The sequence below is a fragment of the Pseudomonas saxonica genome, from assembly GCF_007858365.1.
In the GTDB taxonomy this organism is placed as follows: Bacteria; Pseudomonadota; Gammaproteobacteria; order Pseudomonadales; family Pseudomonadaceae; genus Aquipseudomonas; species Aquipseudomonas saxonica.
Genome location: NZ_VFIO01000006.1, coordinates 25,153 through 46,111 on the forward strand (window position 1 = coordinate 25,153; position 20,959 = coordinate 46,111).

Here is a 20,959-nt window from a genome sequence, read left to right on the forward strand (position 1 = left end):
ACACTGTGCGAGGTGTAGCCATGAACGAATCTCTGTCTTCAATGATTGTCCCTGGGGTGCTGTGGGCACTGGTACTGTTTTCGGTGATGAGCTGGGCCTTGCTGCTCATCAAGTCATCGCAGTACCTGCGTCAGAAATCGCAGAATAACCAATTCAGCAAAGCCTTCTGGGCCGCTCCCGACCTGCTCACTGCCGCGGAACACGCCAGCCAGTACCCAGGCTCTTTGGCGCGCATTGCCAACAGTGGCTTTGAGGCCATGATCGTCGATGACACACCACGCAATACCCAACAACTGGCGCACACCATCAACCGCTCCGACCGTCTGGAGCGCAACCTGCGCCAGCAGATTCAGAAGGAACGTCGTTCGCTGGAAAGCGGTCAGGCCATTCTCGCCAGTATTGGCAGCACCGCGCCTTTCATCGGTCTGTTCGGTACGGTGTGGGGCATCATGGAAGCGCTGCAAAGTATCGGTGTCAGCGGATCTGCCAGTCTTGAAACGGTGGCCGGCCCTATCGGTCATGCGCTGATCGCCACCGGCGTGGGCATTGCCGTCGCCGTACCCGCGGTACTGATTTACAACTTCTTCCTGCGCCGTCTGAAACTGGCCTCGGCCAATATGGACGACTTCGCTCACGACTTCGATGCACTCGCCCAACGCAGCGCGTTCGCCATCGACCGCCAGGCCATTTCCAATAAGCGCACCGCTGTGCGGGAGGCGAGCTGATGTCTTTCTCAACCCAGGACAGCGACGAAGTCCTCAGTGAAATGAACGTCACCCCGCTGGTGGACGTGATGTTGGTGCTGCTGGTGGTGTTTATTGTCACCACGCCGATGATGACCAACGCCATCAAGATCAACCTGCCCAAGACCGACGCCGTGGTGTCGGAGCAAAAGAAAGACCCGGTGGTGGTCAGTGTTGATCAGGACGGCAAGTTCTTTCTGGCCAAGAACGAAGTGGCCCCTGAGCTGCTGGAAAAAAGCCTTCAGGAAGTGAAAGCCAAGGATCCGGAAGTACGCGTGCAGTTGCAGGCGGATGAAGGGGTCAACTACGGCCAGGTGGCCAAGGCCATGGCTTCCATTGAGCGTTCGGGGATCAGCAAGATTTCCGTGATGACCGCCAAATGAGGCCCTCACCCCACCCCTCTCCCAAAGGGAGAGGGAGCTGATAAGTGCTGTTGCGCAAATAGGCTTCTGCCTTTAGCCCCCTCTCCCTTTGGGAGAGGGCTGGGGTGAGGGGTTTTTAACACCACACGATACACATGCCGCGCAAGGGCTTTCAGCCCATGCAGGGGAGCGGCTTGCTTGAAGAAAGTGTTTTGCCCGGGTCGACACAACCCATCTGGAGTCATGAGGGCCCATAAGGCCATTCCAATAAACGTCTAAAAAAGTCGGAAGTAACCATGCAGATGAAGCGTTCAGGTTTTACCCTCAAGCCCCTCGTTGCCAGCTTGCAACGGCATCGATTCGTGCCTCTGTACGTCATGGCGTTGGGGATTAGCGCAGGTCAGTTACAGGCTGCTGAAGCCACAGACGCTGAGGGCTCATCCAGCGCCGTCGCCGTGAGCGCAGACGCGGCTGCCGCACCTGCCACTACGCAACTGGATCGCGTCGAAGTGACTGGCTCGGCCATTCGCCGGGTTGATGCCGAAACCGCGGTGCCCATCACCATTCTGCGCGTCGAGCAATTGCGCAATGAAGGCGTGACCACCACCGCCGAAATCATGCAGCGCGTCACCGGTAACCAAAGCCTGCAAAACGCCGCTAGGTCGGTAGGCAGCTCAACCGGCGGTGCCAGCTTTGCCGACATGCGCGGCATCGGGGCCAATAAAACCCTGGTGCTGCTCAACGGGCGACGGTTAGGCAACAACGCCATCGACGGTTCCGCGGTTGACTTGAACACCATCCCGTTCGCCGCTATCGACCGCGTCGAAGTGCTGCGCGACGGCGCCTCGGCGTTGTACGGCACCGACGCCATTGGCGGCGTGATCAACTTCATCACCAAAAAATCGATGACCGACGGTACGCTGTCGCTGGGCGGTGAAGGCGCGGATGCCAGCGGGGGTGGCAGCAGCCACGACCTCAACGCCAGCTGGGGTTATGGCGACCTGGAAAAAGACCGCTTCAATGTCATGGGCGTGGTGGGTTACAACAAGCAGGACAGCCTGCGGGCCAAGGACCGTACCTTTACCAGCGCCTACGACCCCGGCCGTGGCCTGGACGGAACCTCCGGCACTGCGTTCCCGGCCAACTACGGCCAGAACGGGGTCAACACCAATCCGCTGGCGGGCAGCAACTGCGACGGGCCGGGCCTGGTGTCGCGTCAAGGCGTGTGCCGCTTCAGCACGCGCGAGTACATCGACTTGATTCCCGAGACCGAAAAAACCTCATTCTTTGGTCGAGCCACCGGCAAAATTACCGATGAAGACAACGTCAACCTCGAGTACTTCTTTGCGCGCAACAACAATGCCACGTCAGTCGGCCCTGCGCCCCTGAGCGGTTTGACCATGGACCCGACCTCACCCTACTACCCCGGCAATGGTGTGACGCCCGGTTCTACCATCCCCGGTTTCGACCCGACTCAACCCATTGATCTGAACTGGCGCGAAACCGCTGCCGGCGCCCGCCAATCCAAAGACCAGAACACCAGCCAGCGTCTGGTGCTGAGCTTCGACGGTGTGGCCAAGGGTTGGGATTACAACGTCGGCGCGTCGTATAACCAGAACAAAGTTGTATCCAGCCTCACCAACGGCTATATCAGCGACGCCGCCATGATCGACGGCATCGCTGACGGCATCATCAACCCGTTCGGCCCGCAAACAGCTGCCGGGCAGGCGCTGATCGATTCCAGCCGTTACCACGGCCAGTACTCCTCATCCGTAGGCCGCGTGACGGGCCTGGACGGTCGCATGAGCCGTGAAGTCGGCGACTGGTTCGGCGCAGGGCCTTCAGGCCTGGCCATCGGTGGCGAATTCCGTCAGGAGAAGTTCCACCAGAACTACGAGCCTTTCCTCGACGACGTCGGCAGCCTGGGCGTCACCTCGGAGGCCAGTGTTCAGGGCGATCGCACTGTCAAGGCGGTGTACACCGAGCTGAACGTGCCAGTGCTCGACAGCCTCGAACTGTCTGCCGCCGTGCGTCACGACAAATACAGCGACTTCGGCAACACCACCAACCCCAAATACTCGTTCCGCTACCAGCCTGTTAAAGAACTGGTGGTGCGCGGCGCCTACAGTGAAGGGTTTCGTGCACCGTCACTCTACGAGCTGTACAACACGCCCTATACCACCTACACCCAAGGCAGCTATAACGACCCAGTACTGTGCGCAGGCGGTGTCGTACAGCCCGGCGGCAACGCCGGACGTGACTGCGGCCAGCAATTTCTCAACCGCACCGGCGGCAACACCCAACTGTCACCCGAAAAAGCCCGTAACGTGACCGTAGGCTTTGTCTATCAGCCGGTGCGCAACCTGTCGGTGGGGCTTGATTTCTGGTGGATTCATATCGCCAACCAGATTGAGGAGTTCCCTGAGTCCACCGTATTCGACGAGGCAGGTACGTACGCCGACCGCTTTGTGCGCAACGCCGATGGTTCGCTGGCCTACGTGCAGACCGGCCTGGCCAACCTGGGTGCGGTTAAAACCAGCGGTGTCGACGTGTCGATGGACTACAAATTCCCCAACACCCCTTACGGCCAGTTCGGCCTGGGCCTGCAGGGCACGTATGTCTCGCGCTACGACTACCAGACCACCATTGGCGGTTCGTACACCGACCGCGCCGATGCGTTTGAAGGCACGGGCGTAATTTCACGCTGGAAGCACGTACTGAGCGGTACCTGGAACCTGGGCGCGTACCGTGCCTCGTTGGTCAACCGCTTCACCAGCGGTTATGACGACTACGACACCGAGACTCACTCCCGTGTAGCGTCTTACACGCTGTGGGACATCTCCGGCGGTTACACGTTCGACAAAACCGTGGACCTGGACGTGGGGATCAAAAACATGTTTGACCGCAACCCGCCGTTCACCAATCAAACCTACAACTTCCAGACCGGATACGATCCACGTTATGCCGATCCAATGGGCCGTACTTTCTTCGCCCGTGCCACTTACCATTTCTGAGTGAGCACCGTTGCTGGCAGACACCTGCCAGCAACGGTTTAACTGCGAAATCGCGACCCTGCCGCTGTTTAACGCGCACTGCGGCGGGGATTTTTCCAGGCAGTCAACGGTTCAACACGCGGTACAAGGAAGCCCCATGATGTCTGCATTTTTCCTGCCCCTGCTCCGCTCTCTGTGGGTACCCGTGCTGTCATGCGTGTGCCTGAGCGCTAATGCTGCGCCCAGCCAGGCCATGACGGTCTATGGTGAAGCGCCCAAATATCCAGCCAATTTCCAGCACTTCGATTTCGTCAATCCACAAGCGCCCAAAGGCGGTTCATTGACTCGATCGTCCATGGAAATCGGCCAATTCAACTACATCAGCCCTTATGTGGATCAAGGTACCGGTGTCGCGGGGATTGATCAGTGGGTGTATTCGCCTCTGGCGTTCCGTTCACTGGATGAGCCTTACACCGTCTACGGGCTGGTGGCGCAAACGATGGAGCGCGATCCTGACGGCCTGTGGGTGCGTTTTTACCTAAACCCCAAAGCCCGTTTTGCCGACGACACCCCCATCACCGCGCAAGACGTTGCTTTTACCTACAACACCCTCATGACCAAAGGCAGCCTGAGCTATCGCATGCTCTATGGCGAGGTCAAAGACGTAGTCATTGAAGGCCCGTTGCAAGTGCGCTTCGACTTCAAGAGTGACCAGAACCGTACATTGGCGCTGGACCTTGCGAGCATGCGAATTCTGCCGCAACACTGGTGGCAGAGCCGTGACTTCAGTAATGGCGGCGGCTTTGAGGCGCCGCTGGGCAGTGGCCCGTATACCGTGTCACGGGTCGACCCGGGGCGCAGCATCACCTTTGAACGCAACAAGAACTGGTGGGGCAAAGACTTGCCGGTGAGCAAGGGCCTGTACAACTTTGACCGCCTGAGCGTGAATTTCTACTCCGACACCGACGTGGCCCGCGAACTGCTCAAGGCAGGTGCCTTTGATTACAACCGCGAATTCTCGGCCACCGGTTTCAGCATCGGCTATGAAAGCCCCTCGCTAAAAGACGGTCGCCTGCAAAAAGGCATCTTTGCCAAAGATAAACCGGGTGCAGCTCAAGGCTTCGCCTTTAATTTGCAAAATCCTTTTTTCCAGGACCGCCGGGTGCGTCAGGCGCTCAGTCTGCTGTGGGATTTCGAGTGGACCAACAAACAGATGATGCGCAATTTTTATGTGCGCCAGCAGAGCTACTGGCCGAAGAGCGAAATGGCCGCCACCGCCCTGCCCGATGCCCGCGAATTGCAGATCCTCGAACCGTTGCGCGGCAAAGTCCCGGATGAAGTCTTCACCCAGATCTATGCCGCGCCCAAAACCGATGGCAGTGGCTATATCCGTGACAAACAGCTGCAAGCGCTGGCCCTGCTCAAAGAAGCCGGCTGGACGGCCCATAACAACACGCTGGTCAACGCGCAGGGCGAGCCACTGCGCTTCACCTTCCTAGACGGTCAGGGCGGCTTTGACCGCATGATCCTGCCGTATAAGCGCACCTTGTCGCAGATCGGCATCACGATGGACATCCGCAAGATCGACTCGGCCCAATATATCAACCGCCTTAACGCCCGCGACTACGACATGATCGTGGTCGGCTTCCCTCGCAACGGTCAGCCTATCGTCTCGCCGGGGCGTGAAATGTACGACATGTACGGCTCGCGCAGCGCTACCCAAGTGGGTGCTTCCAACGCCTTTGTATTGCGCGACCCGGCGGTGGACAGCTTGATTGATGGGCTGGTGCAGGCCAACAGCCGTGACGACATGGTGCATTACGCACGGGCCCTCGACCGCGTTCTGCAATGGGGCTACTACATGATTCCCAACTACTACTCGGTCGGCACCCCGACCGTGTACCAAAACCGTTTCGGCATGCCACCCTCTGGCCCCAAGTTCGATGAGGGACTGGACACCTGGTGGGAAGTCAGCAAAACCGCGCAAACCAACGCCGCGGTGAGCGGTACAACGTCGGAGGCTCAATGACATGCTGCATTACATCAGTCGACGTTTACTGCTGATCATCCCCACCTTGCTGTGCATTCTGGTGGTCAACTTTCTGATCGTGCAGGCCGCGCCCGGCGGCCCGGTGGAACAAGCCATTGCTCGTTTGCAGGGCTTTAGCGGCGCCACCGCGGGCGGTGGCTCTCGCGACATGGGTGCCAGCAGCAGTGGCGTCAGCCGTAGCAGCCGTGGCCTGGACCCGGCGCTGATTGAAGAAATCACCAAGCACTACGGCTTCGACAAGCCCATGCATGAGCGTCTATGGCTGATGCTCAAGAATTACGCGCAACTGGACTTCGGCACCAGCTTCTTTCGCGGGGCCAAGGTTACCGACCTGATCCTGCAAAAATTGCCGGTGTCCATCTCACTGGGCTTATGGGCCACCCTGATCACTTACCTTATTTCAATCCCGCTGGGCATCCGCAAAGCCATCCACAACGGCAGTGCGTTCGATGTCTGGACCAGCACCGCGATCATCATCGGCTACGCCATGCCAGCGTTCCTGTTCGCCATTTTGCTGATCGTGGTGTTTGCTGGCGGCAGTTACGTCAGCTGGTTTCCGGTACAGGGCATGGTCTCGGAAAACTTCGACAGCCTGAGTTTTTTCGGCAAGATTGGCGACTACCTGTGGCACATGGTGCTGCCCGTTTCAGCGCTGGTGATTGGTGGGTTTGCCACGCTGACCATCCTCACCAAAAACAGCTTCCTCAACGAAATCAGCCGCCAATACGTGGTCACTGCCCGAGCCAAGGGCCTGACCGAAAGCCGTGTGCTGTATGGCCACGTGATGCGCAACGCCATGCTGCTGGTGGTGGCCGGGATTCCACAGGCGCTGATCGAAGTGTTCTTTGCCGGTTCCTTGCTGATCGAAACCATCTTCAACCTCGACGGTATTGGGCGCATGAGCTACGAAGCCGCCGTGTCACGTGACTACCCGGTGGTGTTCGGCACCCTGTTTCTGTTCACCCTGTTCGGCCTGTTGATCAAGCTGATTGGGGACCTGTGCTACACGCTGCTCGATCCCCGTATTGATTTCTCGGCGAGGACTGCCTGATGTTTACCCTCTCTCCTCTGGGCCGACGCCGCCTCAAGCACTTCAAAGCCAACCGCCGCGGCTGGTGGTCGTTATGGATCTTCGTGGCATTGTTTGTGGTGTGCCTGGGCGGCGAACTGATCGCCAACGACAAACCGCTGGTGGTTCATTACAAAAACCACTGGTACTTTCCGATCATTTCCAACTACGTCGAAACCGACTTTGGCGGGGAGCTACCCTTCGAGCCTGACTACAGCAGCGAGTATGTGCGCAAGCTGATTACCGATCAGGGCGGCTGGATGTTATTTGCACCCATCCCGTTCAGCTACGACACGGTCAACTACGACCTCACGCAACCCGCCCCCAGCCCGCCGAGCGCCACCAACTGGCTGGGCACTGACGATCAGGCCAGGGACGTGCTGGCACGGGTGATATTCGGTGCGCGCATTTCCATCCTGTTTGCCTTGATCCTGACTGCCATCAGTGCCGTGGTGGGCATTACCGCCGGCGCCTTGCAAGGTTTCTACGGCGGGCTGGTCGATCTGTTTGGCCAAAGGGTGCAGGAAATCTGGGCCGGGCTGCCGGTGCTGTACCTGCTGATCATTCTGTCCGGCTTTGTCGCGCCGAGTTTCTGGTGGTTGCTGGGCATCATGGCGCTGTTCAGCTGGCTCGCGCTGGTGGACGTGGTGCGCGCCGAGTTCTTGCGTGGCCGCAGCCTGGAATACGTCAAGGCCGCGCGAGCCTTGGGCTTGACCGACGGCGCACTGATGCGACGGCACATTCTGCCCAACGCCATGACCTCCACCCTGACCTACCTGCCCTTCATTCTGACTGGCGCCATCGCCACCCTCACCGCCCTGGACTTCCTGGGTTTCGGCATGCCACCGGGCACCGCCTCGCTGGGCGAACTGATCGGTCAGGCTAAACGCAACCTGCAAGCGCCGTGGCTAGGCCTGACCGCGTTTTGTGCGTTGGCATTGATCCTGTCGCTGCTGGTATTTATCGGTGAAGCCTGCCGCGATGCCTTCGACCCACGGACTTGAATAATGAGCACTGAAATGAGCGAAAACCTGATTGAAATACGCGACCTGCGGGTTGGTTTTGGCGGCAAGGAAGTGGTTCACGGCATCAACCTCGACATCCGCCGCGGCGAGTGCCTGGCGCTGGTGGGTGAGTCGGGCTCCGGCAAGTCCGTGACCGCGCACTCAATCCTGCGCCTGCTGCCCGGCAAGGATGTGCAGACACAAGGCAGTATCCGCTATGGCGGGTTAGATTTGGTGACGGCCAGCGATAGCCAATTGCGCAGCCTGCGCGGCAACCGGATCGCGATGATTTTTCAAGAACCGATGACCTCGCTCAACCCGCTGCACACCGTGCAAAAACAGATCAGCGAAATTCTCATCACCCACAAAGGGCTGAAAAACCGCGCTGCTCGCGCCCGCACCCTTGAACTGCTGGAACTGGTCGGCATACGTGACCCGCAACAACGCCTCAACGCCTACCCGCATCAGCTGTCCGGTGGTCAGCGGCAACGGGTGATGATTGCCATGGCGCTGGCTAACGAGCCGGAACTGTTAATCGCCGACGAACCGACCACGGCGCTGGACGTGACCGTGCAACAGAAAATTCTTGAGCTGCTGATCGACCTGCAGCAGCGTCTGGGCATGTCGTTACTGCTGATCAGCCATGACCTTAACCTGGTGCGTAAAATCGCCCAGCGCGTGTGCGTGATGCGCGGTGGCGAAATTGTCGAGCAAGCCAGTTGCCAGAACCTGTTCCGTGAGCCCAAGCACCCCTATAGCCGCATGTTGATCGAAGCCGAGCCCAGCGGTCATCCGGTCAGCAGCGAATACCGACATAACCTGCTGCAAGTTGACAACCTCAAAGTCTGGTTCCCGTTGCCCAAGCCTTTGTTCAGCCGTGAGCGGCAATACATCAAAGCGGTAGACGGGGTCAGTTTTGAACTAAAAAAAGGCCGCACCCTTGGCATCGTCGGGGAGTCTGGCTCAGGCAAATCCACCTTGGGTCAGGCGATATTGCGGCTGGTGGACAGCGAGGGCGACATTCGCTTCGCCAACAAACACCTGAACCTGCTCAACCAGAACCTGCTGCGTCCTTTACGCAGGCAAATGCAGGTGGTCTTTCAAGACCCGTTTGGCAGCCTCAGCCCGCGCATGTCTGTGCAGCAAATCATCAGCGAGGGCTTACTGGCCCACGGTATAGGCACCGTGCAAGAACGCGAGGCGGCGGTTATTCGTGTCTTGCAGGAAGTGGGGCTCGACCCGGAGAGTCGCCATCGTTACCCCCACGAATTTTCCGGAGGCCAGCGCCAACGGATCTCAATCGCCCGTGCGTTGATCATGGAACCGGCGTTGATCTTGCTGGACGAACCCACCTCGGCGCTTGACCGCACGGTACAGAAACAAGTGGTTGACCTGCTGCGAGACCTGCAAGCCCGGCATGGCCTGACGTACCTGTTTATCAGCCATGACCTGGCCGTGGTGCATGCACTGGCTCACGACATGATTGTGATCAAGGATGGCAAAGTGGTGGAGCAAGGGGATGCGCATTCGATCTTTGCAAACCCGCAACATCCCTATACGCGGGAGTTGTTGCAAGCCAGCAGTTTGAAAGTGCCAGAACGGGCGGTGGACGCCGTATTGGCATAACGGTAAAACGCAAGTGCAAGTGCAGTGTTCCTGCTCTTGCTCTTGCCTTGCTCTTGTAGCCGCTGTCGAGGAACGAAGGCTGCGATCGGTGGCGCTGACGTCATAAATCCATCGCCAATCACTCAATAACCCCATCCAATACTCGATTAATCCTACGCAACTCCCGCTCTTGGCCTTTGAATCACCAGAGGTGTCCTACATCCAGCGTGCATCTGTGGTTGTTACCTTCGCGACCTACTGAGTTCTGACCCGATTCAGACCTCCCTCGCGCAAGGAATCTCTATGCCTCGCTCACTGTCCCGGCTTCCATTCATCCCGAAAGCTACATCCCCGCTCGAACAACCGCCTGCACAGCCCTTCGCAAACGAGAGTTGTGGGGGATGCATGCCAACAAAATTGAGTTATCTGCGAGTGAGAATTTCAAGTATTGGAATGATCAAATGGATAAAAACTGGAAAGCGAGGATAAAAGGCACGCCCCTCAAGTCACATCTCCAGCGCTTCTGGGACATAACAACACCCTATAGTCCTGCATTTACGGTGGACTAATGCGCGCATTAATTAGTATTGCCTTAGCTTTGTTTTTGACTTCCGGAGTTTCAGTGATGGCCGACCCTAAAACTTTTATATGCGCCCATGAAAAAGACAACTTACCCTCACTTGACCCTTTGGCAGATGCTTGGTACAGAGAAGCCGTACTGTTAGCAAAGCCGGACACTTTACGACCTTGGGATCGCATAGTTGAACTTTATAGCAAAGCAGTTGAGCGCGATCACTGGAAGGCTATGCATAACCTCGCAGCTCTATACCGCACCGGTTGGCCCGGAGGTGTAGAAAAAGACACCCAAAAGGCTATCGACCTATACCAGCGCATGATTGATCTTGATATCCCACAAGGTTTTTATAATATGGGGGCTATGATTGGGAACAGAGCTGGAGTTAAAAATCCAGCCACAGATGGCCTCACATTTTTGGACAAGGCCGCGAGAATGGGCAATCCGGCTGCACTTACAGAACTCGGCAAGCAATACATATATATAGGCAATAAAGACGCGCTCGGACTAGAATATACGCAATGTGCTGCAGATCAAGGGTATGGACAAGCCTACTACGAGCTAGGCTCTTATTACGAAATCGTCAAAAGCAACTTTCCCATCGCCCTTAATAACTACCAAAAAGGCTTATCACTTGGCAATGATAGTTCAGCGCGAACAATGAAAAACCTGTTCTGCAAAACTACACCCCCACATGAAGCTATGTGGTACATGCCAAACGACGACTTGTATGAGGTTTATAACGACTACTACCTAAAGCTCCTGGCAAACCCCGAGCTTAAATTCCCAGACCTTATTAAAGACCACCCCCTCCCACCCCACCCAACCCAACCCAGGGTTATGAAGCAGACAGACCGAACTGGAAGCCAGATCAGTAGCAATCTTTTTGAATATCTAGGCCCGGGAAATATCATGGTTACACTCACGATCCGATTCCCGGCCGTGCACCGCACAGATGAGTTAAGGCATTCAGTGCTTATCCGCGACTGCGTGAATGCCCTTCTTCCCCTTTGACCGGCAACACCGCATCTACCGAATTCCTCCACCACGCCTGGCTGGCCAGACCGTCCTGTATCTTCTGCTCTTGAAGAGCCAACGATGCCTGCCACACACGCATTTTTTCATCGATAACCTGCGCCAGTACCTTCTCCTGGCGCATCACGGCAAAGAGCTCTTGCTGGATGCGATCAAGGTTTTGCTCGGCCAGCTTCAACTCACGCACCTGCAAGTTATTCATGGCATGCAAAGTCGCCTTGTATTGCTGCACGTTATGGCGCTGCAAGGGCGTGCTGGTAACACTGTTGACGTCGCACAGCCGGGTCAGCGCGGCAATGTTATTGCGATAACGCTGGCAGAGATTTTGCTGATACGTCACCCGGCCCATCACCTGACGCACTTGCAGGGCTCGCAACCCAGCCAGCCGGTTAAGCACTCTGATGCGGTCCTTCATGCCTGACGCACTCCCCTACCCATGCCTTACCTGACAATGCTTTGCAGCGTTTCGATGCAGGCTTTCAGCTCTGCGCTGGCGCCTACGTCCTGACGCAAAAAACGCTCGATGTTGGGCGCCAGTTTCACCGCACGATCCGTGCCGGGGTCCATGCCCGGTGTATAGCCACCCAACGGAAGCAACTCCCTGATACCGTCATACAGACTGGCGTATTCCTTGAACTGGCGGGCGGCGTTGAGGTGTTTTCGGTCAGTGATCTGGCTCATGCAACGGCTCACGGAAGCCGCCACATCAATGGCCGGGTAATGACCGACATCAGCCAGCTTGCGCGACAACACAATATGACCGTCGAGGATGGCACGGGCACAGTCGACAATCGGATCTTGATGATCATCGCCTTCGGCCAGCACGGTATAGAGCGCACTCAAGCTGCCTGTCGCGCACTCGCCGTTGCCTGCACTTTCGACCAGTTCGGGCAGCATCCCGAACACTGAAGGCGGATAGCCTTTGGTCGCAGGCGGCTCGCCAAGCGCCAGGGCAATTTCACGCTGAGCCATGGCATAGCGCGTCAGGGAGTCCACCAGTAACAACACGTCATGCCCCTGATCACGAAAGTAAGCCGCAATGCTGTGGCACAACTCGGCGGCTTTGAGGCGCATTAACGGTGACTCGTTGGCCGGAGCCACTACCACCACGGCTTTGCGCAACCCCTCTGGACCAAGCGAATGCTGAATGAATTCCTGAACTTCACGACCCCGCTCACCGATCAACCCGACCACCACTACATCAGCCTTGGTCTGCCGGGTGATCATGCCCAGCAATACGCTCTTGCCCACACCGCTACCGGCAAACAAGCCCACACGCTGACCTTTGCCCAGTGTCAGCAAGGCGTTGATTGCGCGCACACCCACGTCCAAGGGCTCGGTAACCGGCTGGCGCTTGAGCGGACTGACCTTGGGCAGCTCGGTGGTGAGGGTATCTCGCCCGCTCAGTTTGCCCCCCTCATCCATCGGCTCCCCCAGCCCGTTGAGGACCCGGCCCAGCCAGGACTCATCAATTTGCAAGGCGGCATCATCACGGGCCGGGAACACGCGCGAACTGGAACTCAAGCCCAAGGGCTTTTTAAAGGGCATCAGGTAAGTGATGTCGCGATTGAAACCCACCACCTGCGCATCCAGCAGGCTGCCATCGGCCTGTTCGATGTAGCAGCGTTGACCCGTCACCCGCTGGCAGCCAATGCTTTCGAGCAACATGCCCGACATGCGTACCAGCCTGCCGCTGACCTTGGCCAGTTGCACGGCGTCCAATGAGCGTAACGCCTCATCCAGCTTGAACCGTTTGAGCACAGGTTATTCCTCAATCAGGTGCAGGTGCTCGCTGAGGGTCGACACACAGGCATCCAGCCGCTGCTGGCAGCCGACATCGACCTCCGCTTGAGGGGTGACGATGCGGCACTCGCCCAAGGCCAGGGTGTCATCGGCCACCAGACGCCAGGCGGCGGCGCGATCGGGCGCCAAATCCTTGATGCGGGCAAATTCTTGCGGGTGCAACTGGATGTGCACGTCTTCAGACTCCAGCGCCATGCCTGACAACGCCTCTTCGGCCAGGGTCAGCAGTTGCATGGGGCTCAAGGTCAATTCGCAGCGGATCACCTGTTCACTGACCTTCTTCACCAGTGCCAGCAGTTCTTCACGGCGTTTGCGCTCGAACTCGGCCATAAAAGTGCGCAACAGATTATTCGTCGCTTGCAGCGGCTCACTGGCTTGATCGAATGCCAGACGGCCATCGCGTTGCCCTTGAACCAGCCCTTGCTTGAGCCCTTCCTCATGGCCCGCAGTGAAGCCCTGCTGATGGCCTGACTCACGACCTTGTGCCAGACCTTCCAGATAGCCTTTTTCATTGCCCTCCTGAAAACCCTCGGCGATGGCCCGCTGAAACGCAATCGGATCATTGATCAGCGCTTGCGCTTCAAGGTCAGGCAAAGGCGAAAATCGATATGGCCGCCACTCAACACTGGCGCCTTTTACCACTTTGATCGACACGCGCTACCCCTCACTCAACCGTTTGCTCACGGAATAACTGCACAGGCAAACCGCCTTCAGTCGCCATTTCACGGACAATGGCCATGATTTCTTTGCGCACTTGTTCTACGCGACTGCGGGGCACCGGCCCCTGCCTGCGGGTCTGGGCTTCCATCTGCTGCATCTGGCGGCGCGGCATCGCGCCTTGTATCGCCTTGACCAATGCCGGTTCTGCACCCTTGAGCGCAACCACCCATTCGCTCAACGGGATGGCTTCGAGCAAGGTTTGCAGCACGTCCTGGGTTTGCCGGGAGAGGATGAAGAAGTCATACATCTCATCTTCAATGCGCTCCACCAGCGTTGTGTCCTGAGCACGCAGCAGTTCAAACATCTGCTCGCGGTCGCCCTTGTAACGGTTAAGGATATCGGCCGCCTGCTTGACCCCGCGAACTTGGGAGCCTTGGGTGGACAGCACCGACAGGCTTCGTTCGATCAGTTGCTCCAGTTCCTTGATCACATCGCTGTTGATTTCGCTGAGGTTGGCGATGCGATACAAGAGTTCGTCGCGGCGCCAGTCCGGCATGTGTTCAAGCACTTCGCTGGCCATGCCCGGCGGCAGAAAGGCCAGAAAAACGGCCTGCATTTGCGCATGTTCATTGGCGATCAGGGTAGCGAACTGTTTGGGATCAACCCATTCCAGCTTGACCATTTTTGCCCGTATTTCTTCGCCATAGATGCTGTCCAGCAGGCTGCGGGTGATGTCACTGCCCAAGGCTTTGCCGAGCATGCCCGACAGGTAGCTGCGCGAGGCGCCCTTGATGCTGCTTTGCTCTTTGTAGTCATCAAAAAACCGGCAGATGACTTCCGACACCATCGGTTGTTTGACATTACTGAGGCGGGCCATCGCCTGGCTGATAATCACAATTTCTTCGCGGGAGAAATGCTTGAGCACTCCCGCACACACGCCGTCACCCATGCTCAGCATGAGAATGGCCGCTTGTTCGAGTGAACTCATGCTGCGGTTCTGCGCCGTACGTGCGCGCAGCTCCTGCATGACGTCAGTTGGACGAGGGGAGACTGCTTTCATTGCGACCTATCCATTGTTTGATCACTTCCGACACGCGTTCGGGGTCATTTTCAGCCAGCATCTGCAAGTGTTCGACCTGTAACTCAAGCCCCGATCCCGCCGCAGGCAGTTGAATTTCAGACAGCGGGTTCAGTTCGCCCAGCATGCTGGGTCTGTTCTCGGCAGCCAGGCTTGCAGGCAGCGCCCGTTCAGCACTCTCGCTGCCCACCTTCAGCGGGTCATGCCCCTGCAGGCTTTGCGCCTGCGAGCGCCCCATCAAGCGGGACAGTGCCGGACGCACCACCAGGAACAGCAGCAATAAACTGACAAGCGCGATCACGCCCAGTTTGACCAGCTCAAGGAACGTCTCCTGCTGCCACCAGACGGGAGGAGCGACAGACAGGTCTGACGCTGCAAAAGGGAACACGCTCAAGGTCAGGACATCGCCGCGGGCGGCGTTGAACCCCACCGCACTTTTTAACATCGCCTCCAGCTCTGCACGGGCGGCAGGCGGCCAGCCGCCATCCGCCTCAGTGCTGCCATTGAGCACGACGGCAATGCTTTGGCTGCGCACGTTGAAGGGAGCGTGTTTGACGTGGGTGACGCTCTGGTCGTAATCCAGTTTGCGATTCGACTCTTTGCGCAGTGAAGTGGCGCCCTTGTCCGCAGTTGCCGGCGGTGTGCCGACCGCAGACGCCGCCCCGCCGGAAGGCGGGACCGGGCGGTTGCTGAGCGACCCGGGCACGCCCAGCGCCAACTGGTCGAGCACGCTTTCATCGCGCAGCTCTTCGTTGCGCACGTGTGGGGTAGCACCGAACGCCTGAACGGTTTCTTCTTTCTGGCTGAAGTCGATGTCGGCAGCCACGCTTATCCGGTAATTGCCATTACCCAAGATAGGCGCCAGCACCTGTTCGGCATTGCCCGTGATCCGCTGCTGATAGTCCTCGACCTGCTGGCGGCTCTGCTGCGGCCCGGTATCGCCCTCCGTGAGGCCACGGGATAAAAGCGTGCCGTACTGGTCCACCACACTCACGTCTGCGACCTCAAGCTTGGGGACGCTGTTGGCCACTAGACGGGCAATCGCACCGACCTGTTCAGGGTCGAGTTTGCTGCCCGCGTTCATTTGCACCATCACCGAGGCCTTGGCAGGGTCACGATTACTGATGACGAATGAATTGCTCTCTTGCAGCGCCAGGTGAACGCGCGCGCTATCAATCCCCTTCAGGCTCATGATGGTGCGGGCCAACTCGCCTTCCAGGCTGCGCTTGAGCCGCACATCCTGCACAAACTGGCTGGTGCCCAGCGGCTCGTCCTTATCGAACAGACCGTAACCGACCGGTACTGCCACCTGCACACCTTTGGCACTGAGCAACATGCGCGCACGGGCAAGGTCAGTGTCCCGGACCATAATCTGGCCGCTTTGCGGATGCAGCTGGTAAGCGATTTGATCGGCATCCAGCACCTGCATCACCTGTGCCGCAGGATACGCTTCGCCCGCACCATAGAGCGGGCGCAATGAGCCCTGGTCGCGCCACAGGTACAACACCGCGCTGATCGCCAGCAACGCCGCGACACCGGCCATCAAACCCAACGCAACTCGCGGATCAAGTTTGAACCCGGCGAGCAGCGCCTTGAATTTTTCGTTGATTGTTTGCAGCACGTCAGCACTCATTGTCGTTACACCGGCATTCTCATCACGTCATCAAATGCCGTGGTCAATTTATTGCGCACTTGCAACAACGCACTGAACGCTACGCTCGCTTTCTGGCTTTCTATCATCGCGCCTGCGAGGTTGTCGCTCAGCCCGCTGTCCACAGCGGCCATCGCGTTACTCGCCACATGCTGCTGTGCGTCGACAGCTTTCAGTGCCTGATCGAAGGCCAGGCCAATGCCTGTTTCAGCGCCCTGATCAAACACGGCTGAGGGTTGGATGACGGGGGTGTGCAGCAGGCTTGTGGCCTGTTCCATCTGGCCCAACATCTGTTGCTGGACGCTCTGGATTGAGGTCATGAGGAAAGTCTCCATCGCTATGGCCAAGGGAAGTTGAATGTAAAGGGAAGGCTCAAACCGGCACCCGTACGCCTTGATCGCGCATGGCGCTCAGGCGGTATCGCAGGGCTCGCGGGGTCATGCCAAGGCTTTGCGCGGCCTTGCTTTTGTGGCCGTCGCATTTGCGGATGGCATCCAGCACATGCTGGTATTCGGCCCATTTACCCGTTGCACGCAAGGCGGCCTTGCCGTGGGACAAGGGGTTGTCGGGCAAAGCGGCAACGGTGTTTTGCAAGGGGCTGCAAAGCCCCAGGTCGCGGGGTTGAATAAAGAGTCCTTTGCGCAACACCAACGCGCGTTGCAGCGTGTTTTCAAGCTCACGCACATTACCCGGCCAGTCGTGCTGCAAGAGCACCTGACACGCCTCGTCAGTGAGCAGGTCATCGCGATGTTCCTGCGCCGCGTACTGGTCAATAAAGCGTCTGGCCAAGGCCAGAATGTCCTCTTGGCGCTCACGCAACGGGGTGATATGCAAGGGGAGCACATCCAGGCGGAACATCAAGTCGGCACGAAACCGGCCCGCGGCCACTTCAGCGCCAAGGTCACGGTTGGTGGCGGCAATAATGCGCACATTCAGAGCGATTTCCTTTTGTCCGCCGAGCCGTTCGACCCGCTGTTCCTGGAGCACGCGCAGCAATTTGGCTTGCAAACCCAAGGGCAATTCACCGATTTCATCCAGCAACAGCGTGCCGCCATTGGCCATTTCGAACTTGCCCGGCTGCACGCTGACAGCTCCGGTAAAGGCTCCGCGCTCGTGGCCAAACAACAACGATTCGAGCATTTGCTCAGGGATGGCAGCGCAATTGACGGCCACAAAGGGAGCACTGTCAGCGGAGGAAAACCGATGGATGTAGCGTGCCAACATCTCTTTTCCGGTGCCCGTTTCGCCCGTGATAAGGATCGGCGCCCGGGTGCCCGCCAGCCGCTGGGCCATCGCCAACAGGCGTCGACTGGCCGTTGAACAGGAGACAAAACTGTCCTGCACACTGGCCGAAGCGGCTTGACGCTCCAGCACAGCCTTTATCTGAGACGCACAGAACGGGGCTAACAGGTAATCGACACAACCGCTGTCCATCAAGGCCGCCGCCCTGTCCTGCTCGGCATATTCGACAACGGGAATCACACTGATATGCGCTGCGCGACGAATCAAATGAACCACATCGGCCTGCAATAACTGCGGGTTATAACCGCTGACCAAAATAAACACCAACGTGGCGCTTGTGAGCGAGGACGGCGCAAGTTGCTCACAACTTTCATGGCACTCAACCGTGCACTGTAGTTGTGTCAAACTGTCGACCAGTTTTGAATAGCCACGGCACTCCGGGTGCCCGACAACAATGACAGCCGACGACTGTGTCGCTGTTTTAGAGTGCCCAACACTGGAATAACTCAACGCACTATTGACTGATCTCACCGTAAGTCCCTGCTCTATAAATCGCCGTGCTTCAGGCGGCTGACAGACATGCCCGAAGGCAGATTCATGACACTTTTATTGCGCTGCGCCGTACTGAACAGGTAGATGAGTGTTTGACAGCGACGACGCTGGCAAACATTACCCCGAGCCCCCAAGCGCTGAAAAATCATGAATCATCAAATCTTCGCCGGGCTTATCAAGCCCTTGTCAAATAGGCCTTTTGATAGTTTTTGATTAGCCTGCCCCGCCCATAAGCGTTAGTTTTTGCCACATTCAGTGACCCTCCCGGCGGTACTCAGAGAATGTTGCAATCACCATGACGCCTCACACAAAAGTTCAGCACTCGGTGCCCGTTGAAGTGCTCACGTTTTTAAAGCCTGAGAAACTCGGGCGGCACTACCACAAAGTGCCTGACTATATAAAAGGGATGACTAACAAGTATGCCCGGGTTATTCCTGATTATTTTCTGAGCCAGTACCGAATCAACAGTGATTTGCAGCACGTGCGTATTCACGAACACTTTACCCGGGCGCCCGATTGTCGCTATCACACTGAAATCGGCACGTTAGGTTTTAGTATTGATCGCCCTCTGTTGGCCGAGTTACTTGAAAGTTATTACGGCGGCATTAGTCCGACCAGCCAGAATGACCCTCCGGTCAGTGCGTCGGAAACCCGCCTGCTCGCCAGAATGGGTATCGACCTTTGCCGGATATGCGCGCGGATGCTCAACGGGGGGACACCCTTGCAGCACATTGACGACGCGGTCAGTACCTATGAAGAGATTCACTGGGGCTATTGCGTCGAGTTTGTGTTTGGCAACCTGGAAGCGGGGGTCGACGCCTCGGTCCATCTGTTTCTCGACACCCACGCCGTTGACGAACTGACCCGCCATCTCAGCGAACCTGCCCCGGCACTCACGGCGCAACCCGACGAACAGCGTATTAGCCAATTGCCAGTGCGCCTGGATTGCGTACTGGCCCGCCTGCAAATGCCATTGGTCAGCGTTCTGGCGTTGAACGTCGATGACATTGTGATGGTGCGTTTGCTGGAGCGCTGCGAGGTGCACATCAAGCAGCAAAAGTTGTTCTACGCAACCCTCGCCGAAGATGACGGGGCCTTGTATTTAACCTCACTGGACAGTGTCAAAAGCCCATGAACACCTCCCTTAGCGATACCGAACTGGACAGCTTGCTCGATGATACTCAGCTTGACCTCGAGCAAGGGCCTGCCCTGCCCGCCCCTCCTGCCCGTGAACCATTGCCCCAGCAGGACTTGAAGTTCTTCGGCAAGATCCCGGTCAACGTGACCCTTGAGGTGGCCTCTACCGACATCACGTTGCGCGAGTTGATGGACGTGGACATCAGTAGCGTAATTGCCCTCGACAAACTGGCGGGAGCGCCGCTGGACGTGAAGGTCAACGGCGCCCTCTTTGCCAAGGCCGAGGTGGTGGTGGTCAATGGCAACTATGGCCTGAGGATTGTTGAGCTGTGTGGCTCAACCCTCAGTGATCTGAGCGGATGAGCCGGTTCAAGCAGGTCGCCCGGTGCTGCCTGTTGCTGCTCACGGTGCTGATGCCGATGCCCGCCGTGGCCGCCAGCGGTGACATTTCGCTGTTCAGCCTCAATGACAGCGAAACAGGCCAGGTGCTGAGCATCAAGCTGCAGATCTTGATCATGATGACCCTGCTGGGTTTTCTGCCTGCCATGCTCATGATGATGACCAGCTTTACCCGCTTCATCATCGTGCTGGCCATTTTGCGCCAGGCGCTTGGCTTGCAGCAAAGCCCGCCCAACCAGATTTTGATCGGCATTGCCCTGTGCCTGACCATGCTGGTGATGCGCCCCGTGTGGATGGAGATCTACAGCGAGGCCTATGAACCTTTTCAAAGCGACCAGATATCCATGGAACAAGGCCTCGAAGTCGCCAAGAAGAGCATCAGCGGTTTCATGCTGGCGCAAACCAACAAGGCATCGCTTGAAACCATGGTGGCGCTGGCCAACGAGCCTTTGCCACAAAACCTGGAAACCCTGGATTTCTCTTTGCTGCTCCCGGCCTTCGTGCTCAGCGAGGTCAAGGCCGCTTTTCAACTGGGCTTCATGATTTTCTTGCCGTTTCTGGTGATTGATCTGGTGGTGGCCAGTGTACTGATGGCAATGGGCATGATGATGCTCTCGCCCATGATGATTTCACTGCCCTTCAAGCTGATGGTGTTTGTGTTGGTCGACGGCTGGGCGCTATTGGTGGGCACCCTGACCTCCAGTATTCAACCCTTTGGAGGTGGCTGATGCTGACCCCGGAAATCGCCGCAGGCCTTGTCAGCAATGCGATACAGATCACCGCACTGATTGTCTGCGTGCTGGTGGTACCGAGCCTGCTAGGGGGCTTGGTGGTTAGCGTGTTTCAAGCCGCGACCCAGATCAATGAGCAAATGCTCAGCTTCTTGCCGCGCCTGCTGATCACCCTCGGGATGCTGATTTGGGGCGGCAACTGGATCTTGCGTACCCTCAGCGACCTGTTTATCGAAACCTTCAAGCAAGCCGGAACATTGGTGGGTTGACC

The 20,959-nt window shown here is 57.7% G+C and carries 18 protein-coding genes and 1 pseudogene; 12 read left to right on the top strand and 7 right to left on the bottom strand.

Going from position 1 to position 20,959, the window contains the following annotated elements; genetic code table 11:
* Nucleotides 1-20 precede the first annotated feature (20 nt).
* The 8 genes and pseudogenes from FJD38_RS15510 (at nt 21) to FJD38_RS15545 (ending at nt 11,278) form a co-directional block, all read left to right on the top strand.
* Complete coding sequence (locus FJD38_RS15510; RefSeq protein ID WP_122783592.1) at nt 21-725, top strand: MotA/TolQ/ExbB proton channel family protein; 705 nt, start codon at nt 21-23, stop codon at nt 723-725.
* Nucleotides 725-1,126, top strand: coding sequence for an ExbD/TolR family protein (locus FJD38_RS15515; RefSeq protein ID WP_122783591.1), 402 nt, complete (start codon nt 725-727; stop codon nt 1,124-1,126). The genes FJD38_RS15510 and FJD38_RS15515 overlap by 1 nt, the downstream gene beginning before the upstream one ends.
* A 275-nt stretch (nt 1,127-1,401) precedes the next feature.
* Nucleotides 1,402-4,119: a TonB-dependent receptor gene (locus FJD38_RS15520; RefSeq protein WP_146386130.1), complete on the top strand. Its 2,718-nt coding sequence runs from the start codon at nt 1,402-1,404 to the stop codon at nt 4,117-4,119.
* Nucleotides 4,120-4,258: 139 nt separating this feature from the next.
* A complete protein-coding gene (locus tag FJD38_RS15525; protein ID WP_146386373.1) occupies nt 4,259-6,127 on the top strand; it encodes an extracellular solute-binding protein in 1,869 nt (622 codons plus the stop codon).
* 1 nt (nt 6,128) lies between these two features.
* The gene (locus tag FJD38_RS15530; RefSeq protein ID WP_146386132.1) at nt 6,129-7,199 is read left to right on the top strand and encodes a microcin C ABC transporter permease YejB; all 1,071 of its coding nucleotides are present in this window, start codon (nt 6,129-6,131) and stop codon (nt 7,197-7,199) included.
* Complete coding sequence (locus tag FJD38_RS15535; protein WP_146386134.1) at nt 7,199-8,221, top strand: ABC transporter permease; 1,023 nt, start codon at nt 7,199-7,201, stop codon at nt 8,219-8,221. The genes FJD38_RS15530 and FJD38_RS15535 overlap by 1 nt, the downstream gene beginning before the upstream one ends.
* A 15-nt stretch (nt 8,222-8,236) precedes the next feature.
* Nucleotides 8,237-9,847, top strand: a complete 1,611-nt coding sequence (locus FJD38_RS15540) for an ABC transporter ATP-binding protein (protein WP_122783587.1) — start codon at nt 8,237-8,239, stop codon at nt 9,845-9,847.
* A 547-nt stretch (nt 9,848-10,394) separates the two neighbouring features.
* Nucleotides 10,395-11,278, top strand: a pseudogene (locus FJD38_RS15545) (tetratricopeptide repeat protein).
* Nucleotides 11,279-11,376: 98 nt separating this feature from the next.
* Here the strand turns inward: FJD38_RS15545 and FJD38_RS15550 are convergent.
* The 7 genes from FJD38_RS15550 to FJD38_RS15580 are packed head-to-tail and all read right to left on the bottom strand — an operon-like array spanning nt 11,377 to nt 18,379.
* Nucleotides 11,377-11,850 (bottom strand): flagellar FliJ family protein, encoded by a 474-nt coding sequence (locus FJD38_RS15550; protein ID WP_146386136.1) that lies wholly within the window; start codon nt 11,848-11,850, stop codon nt 11,377-11,379.
* Between the two features lie 26 nt (nt 11,851-11,876).
* Nucleotides 11,877-13,196 (bottom strand): flagellar protein export ATPase FliI, encoded by a 1,320-nt coding sequence (gene fliI, locus FJD38_RS15555; protein WP_146386138.1) that lies wholly within the window; start codon nt 13,194-13,196, stop codon nt 11,877-11,879.
* Between the two features lie 3 nt (nt 13,197-13,199).
* Nucleotides 13,200-13,892: a flagellar assembly protein FliH gene (gene fliH, locus FJD38_RS15560; protein ID WP_122782745.1), complete on the bottom strand. Its 693-nt coding sequence runs from the start codon at nt 13,890-13,892 to the stop codon at nt 13,200-13,202.
* 10 nt (nt 13,893-13,902) lie between these two features.
* Nucleotides 13,903-14,958, bottom strand: a complete 1,056-nt coding sequence (locus FJD38_RS15565; RefSeq protein WP_122782744.1) for a FliG C-terminal domain-containing protein — start codon at nt 14,956-14,958, stop codon at nt 13,903-13,905.
* Nucleotides 14,930-16,609: a flagellar basal-body MS-ring/collar protein FliF gene (gene fliF / locus FJD38_RS15570; protein ID WP_146386140.1), complete on the bottom strand. Its 1,680-nt coding sequence runs from the start codon at nt 16,607-16,609 to the stop codon at nt 14,930-14,932. Before fliF ends, FJD38_RS15565 begins: the two co-directional genes overlap by 29 nt.
* 5 nt (nt 16,610-16,614) lie before the next feature.
* Nucleotides 16,615-16,947 (bottom strand): flagellar hook-basal body complex protein FliE, encoded by a 333-nt coding sequence (fliE, locus tag FJD38_RS15575; protein WP_146386142.1) that lies wholly within the window; start codon nt 16,945-16,947, stop codon nt 16,615-16,617.
* Between the two features lie 52 nt (nt 16,948-16,999).
* Nucleotides 17,000-18,379, bottom strand: coding sequence for a sigma-54 dependent transcriptional regulator (locus tag FJD38_RS15580; RefSeq protein ID WP_208727522.1), 1,380 nt, complete (start codon nt 18,377-18,379; stop codon nt 17,000-17,002).
* A 337-nt stretch (nt 18,380-18,716) separates the two neighbouring features.
* On the opposite strand from FJD38_RS15580, the gene FJD38_RS15585 reads away from it, so the two are divergent.
* Genes FJD38_RS15585 through FJD38_RS15600 form a run of 4 tightly spaced genes read left to right on the top strand, consistent with a single transcriptional unit; the run spans nt 18,717 to nt 20,957 of the window.
* Nucleotides 18,717-19,556: a FliM/FliN family flagellar motor switch protein gene (locus FJD38_RS15585; protein WP_146386144.1), complete on the top strand. Its 840-nt coding sequence runs from the start codon at nt 18,717-18,719 to the stop codon at nt 19,554-19,556.
* Complete coding sequence (gene fliN / locus FJD38_RS15590) at nt 19,553-19,921, top strand: flagellar motor switch protein FliN (RefSeq protein WP_146386146.1); 369 nt, start codon at nt 19,553-19,555, stop codon at nt 19,919-19,921. Before FJD38_RS15585 ends, fliN begins: the two co-directional genes overlap by 4 nt.
* Before the next feature lie 50 nt (nt 19,922-19,971).
* A complete protein-coding gene (gene fliP / locus FJD38_RS15595; RefSeq protein WP_411172356.1) occupies nt 19,972-20,685 on the top strand; it encodes a flagellar type III secretion system pore protein FliP in 714 nt (237 codons plus the stop codon).
* A complete protein-coding gene (locus FJD38_RS15600) occupies nt 20,685-20,957 on the top strand; it encodes a flagellar biosynthetic protein FliQ (RefSeq protein ID WP_122782738.1) in 273 nt (90 codons plus the stop codon). Before fliP ends, FJD38_RS15600 begins: the two co-directional genes overlap by 1 nt.
* The last annotated feature ends 2 nt before the right edge of the window (nt 20,958-20,959 follow it).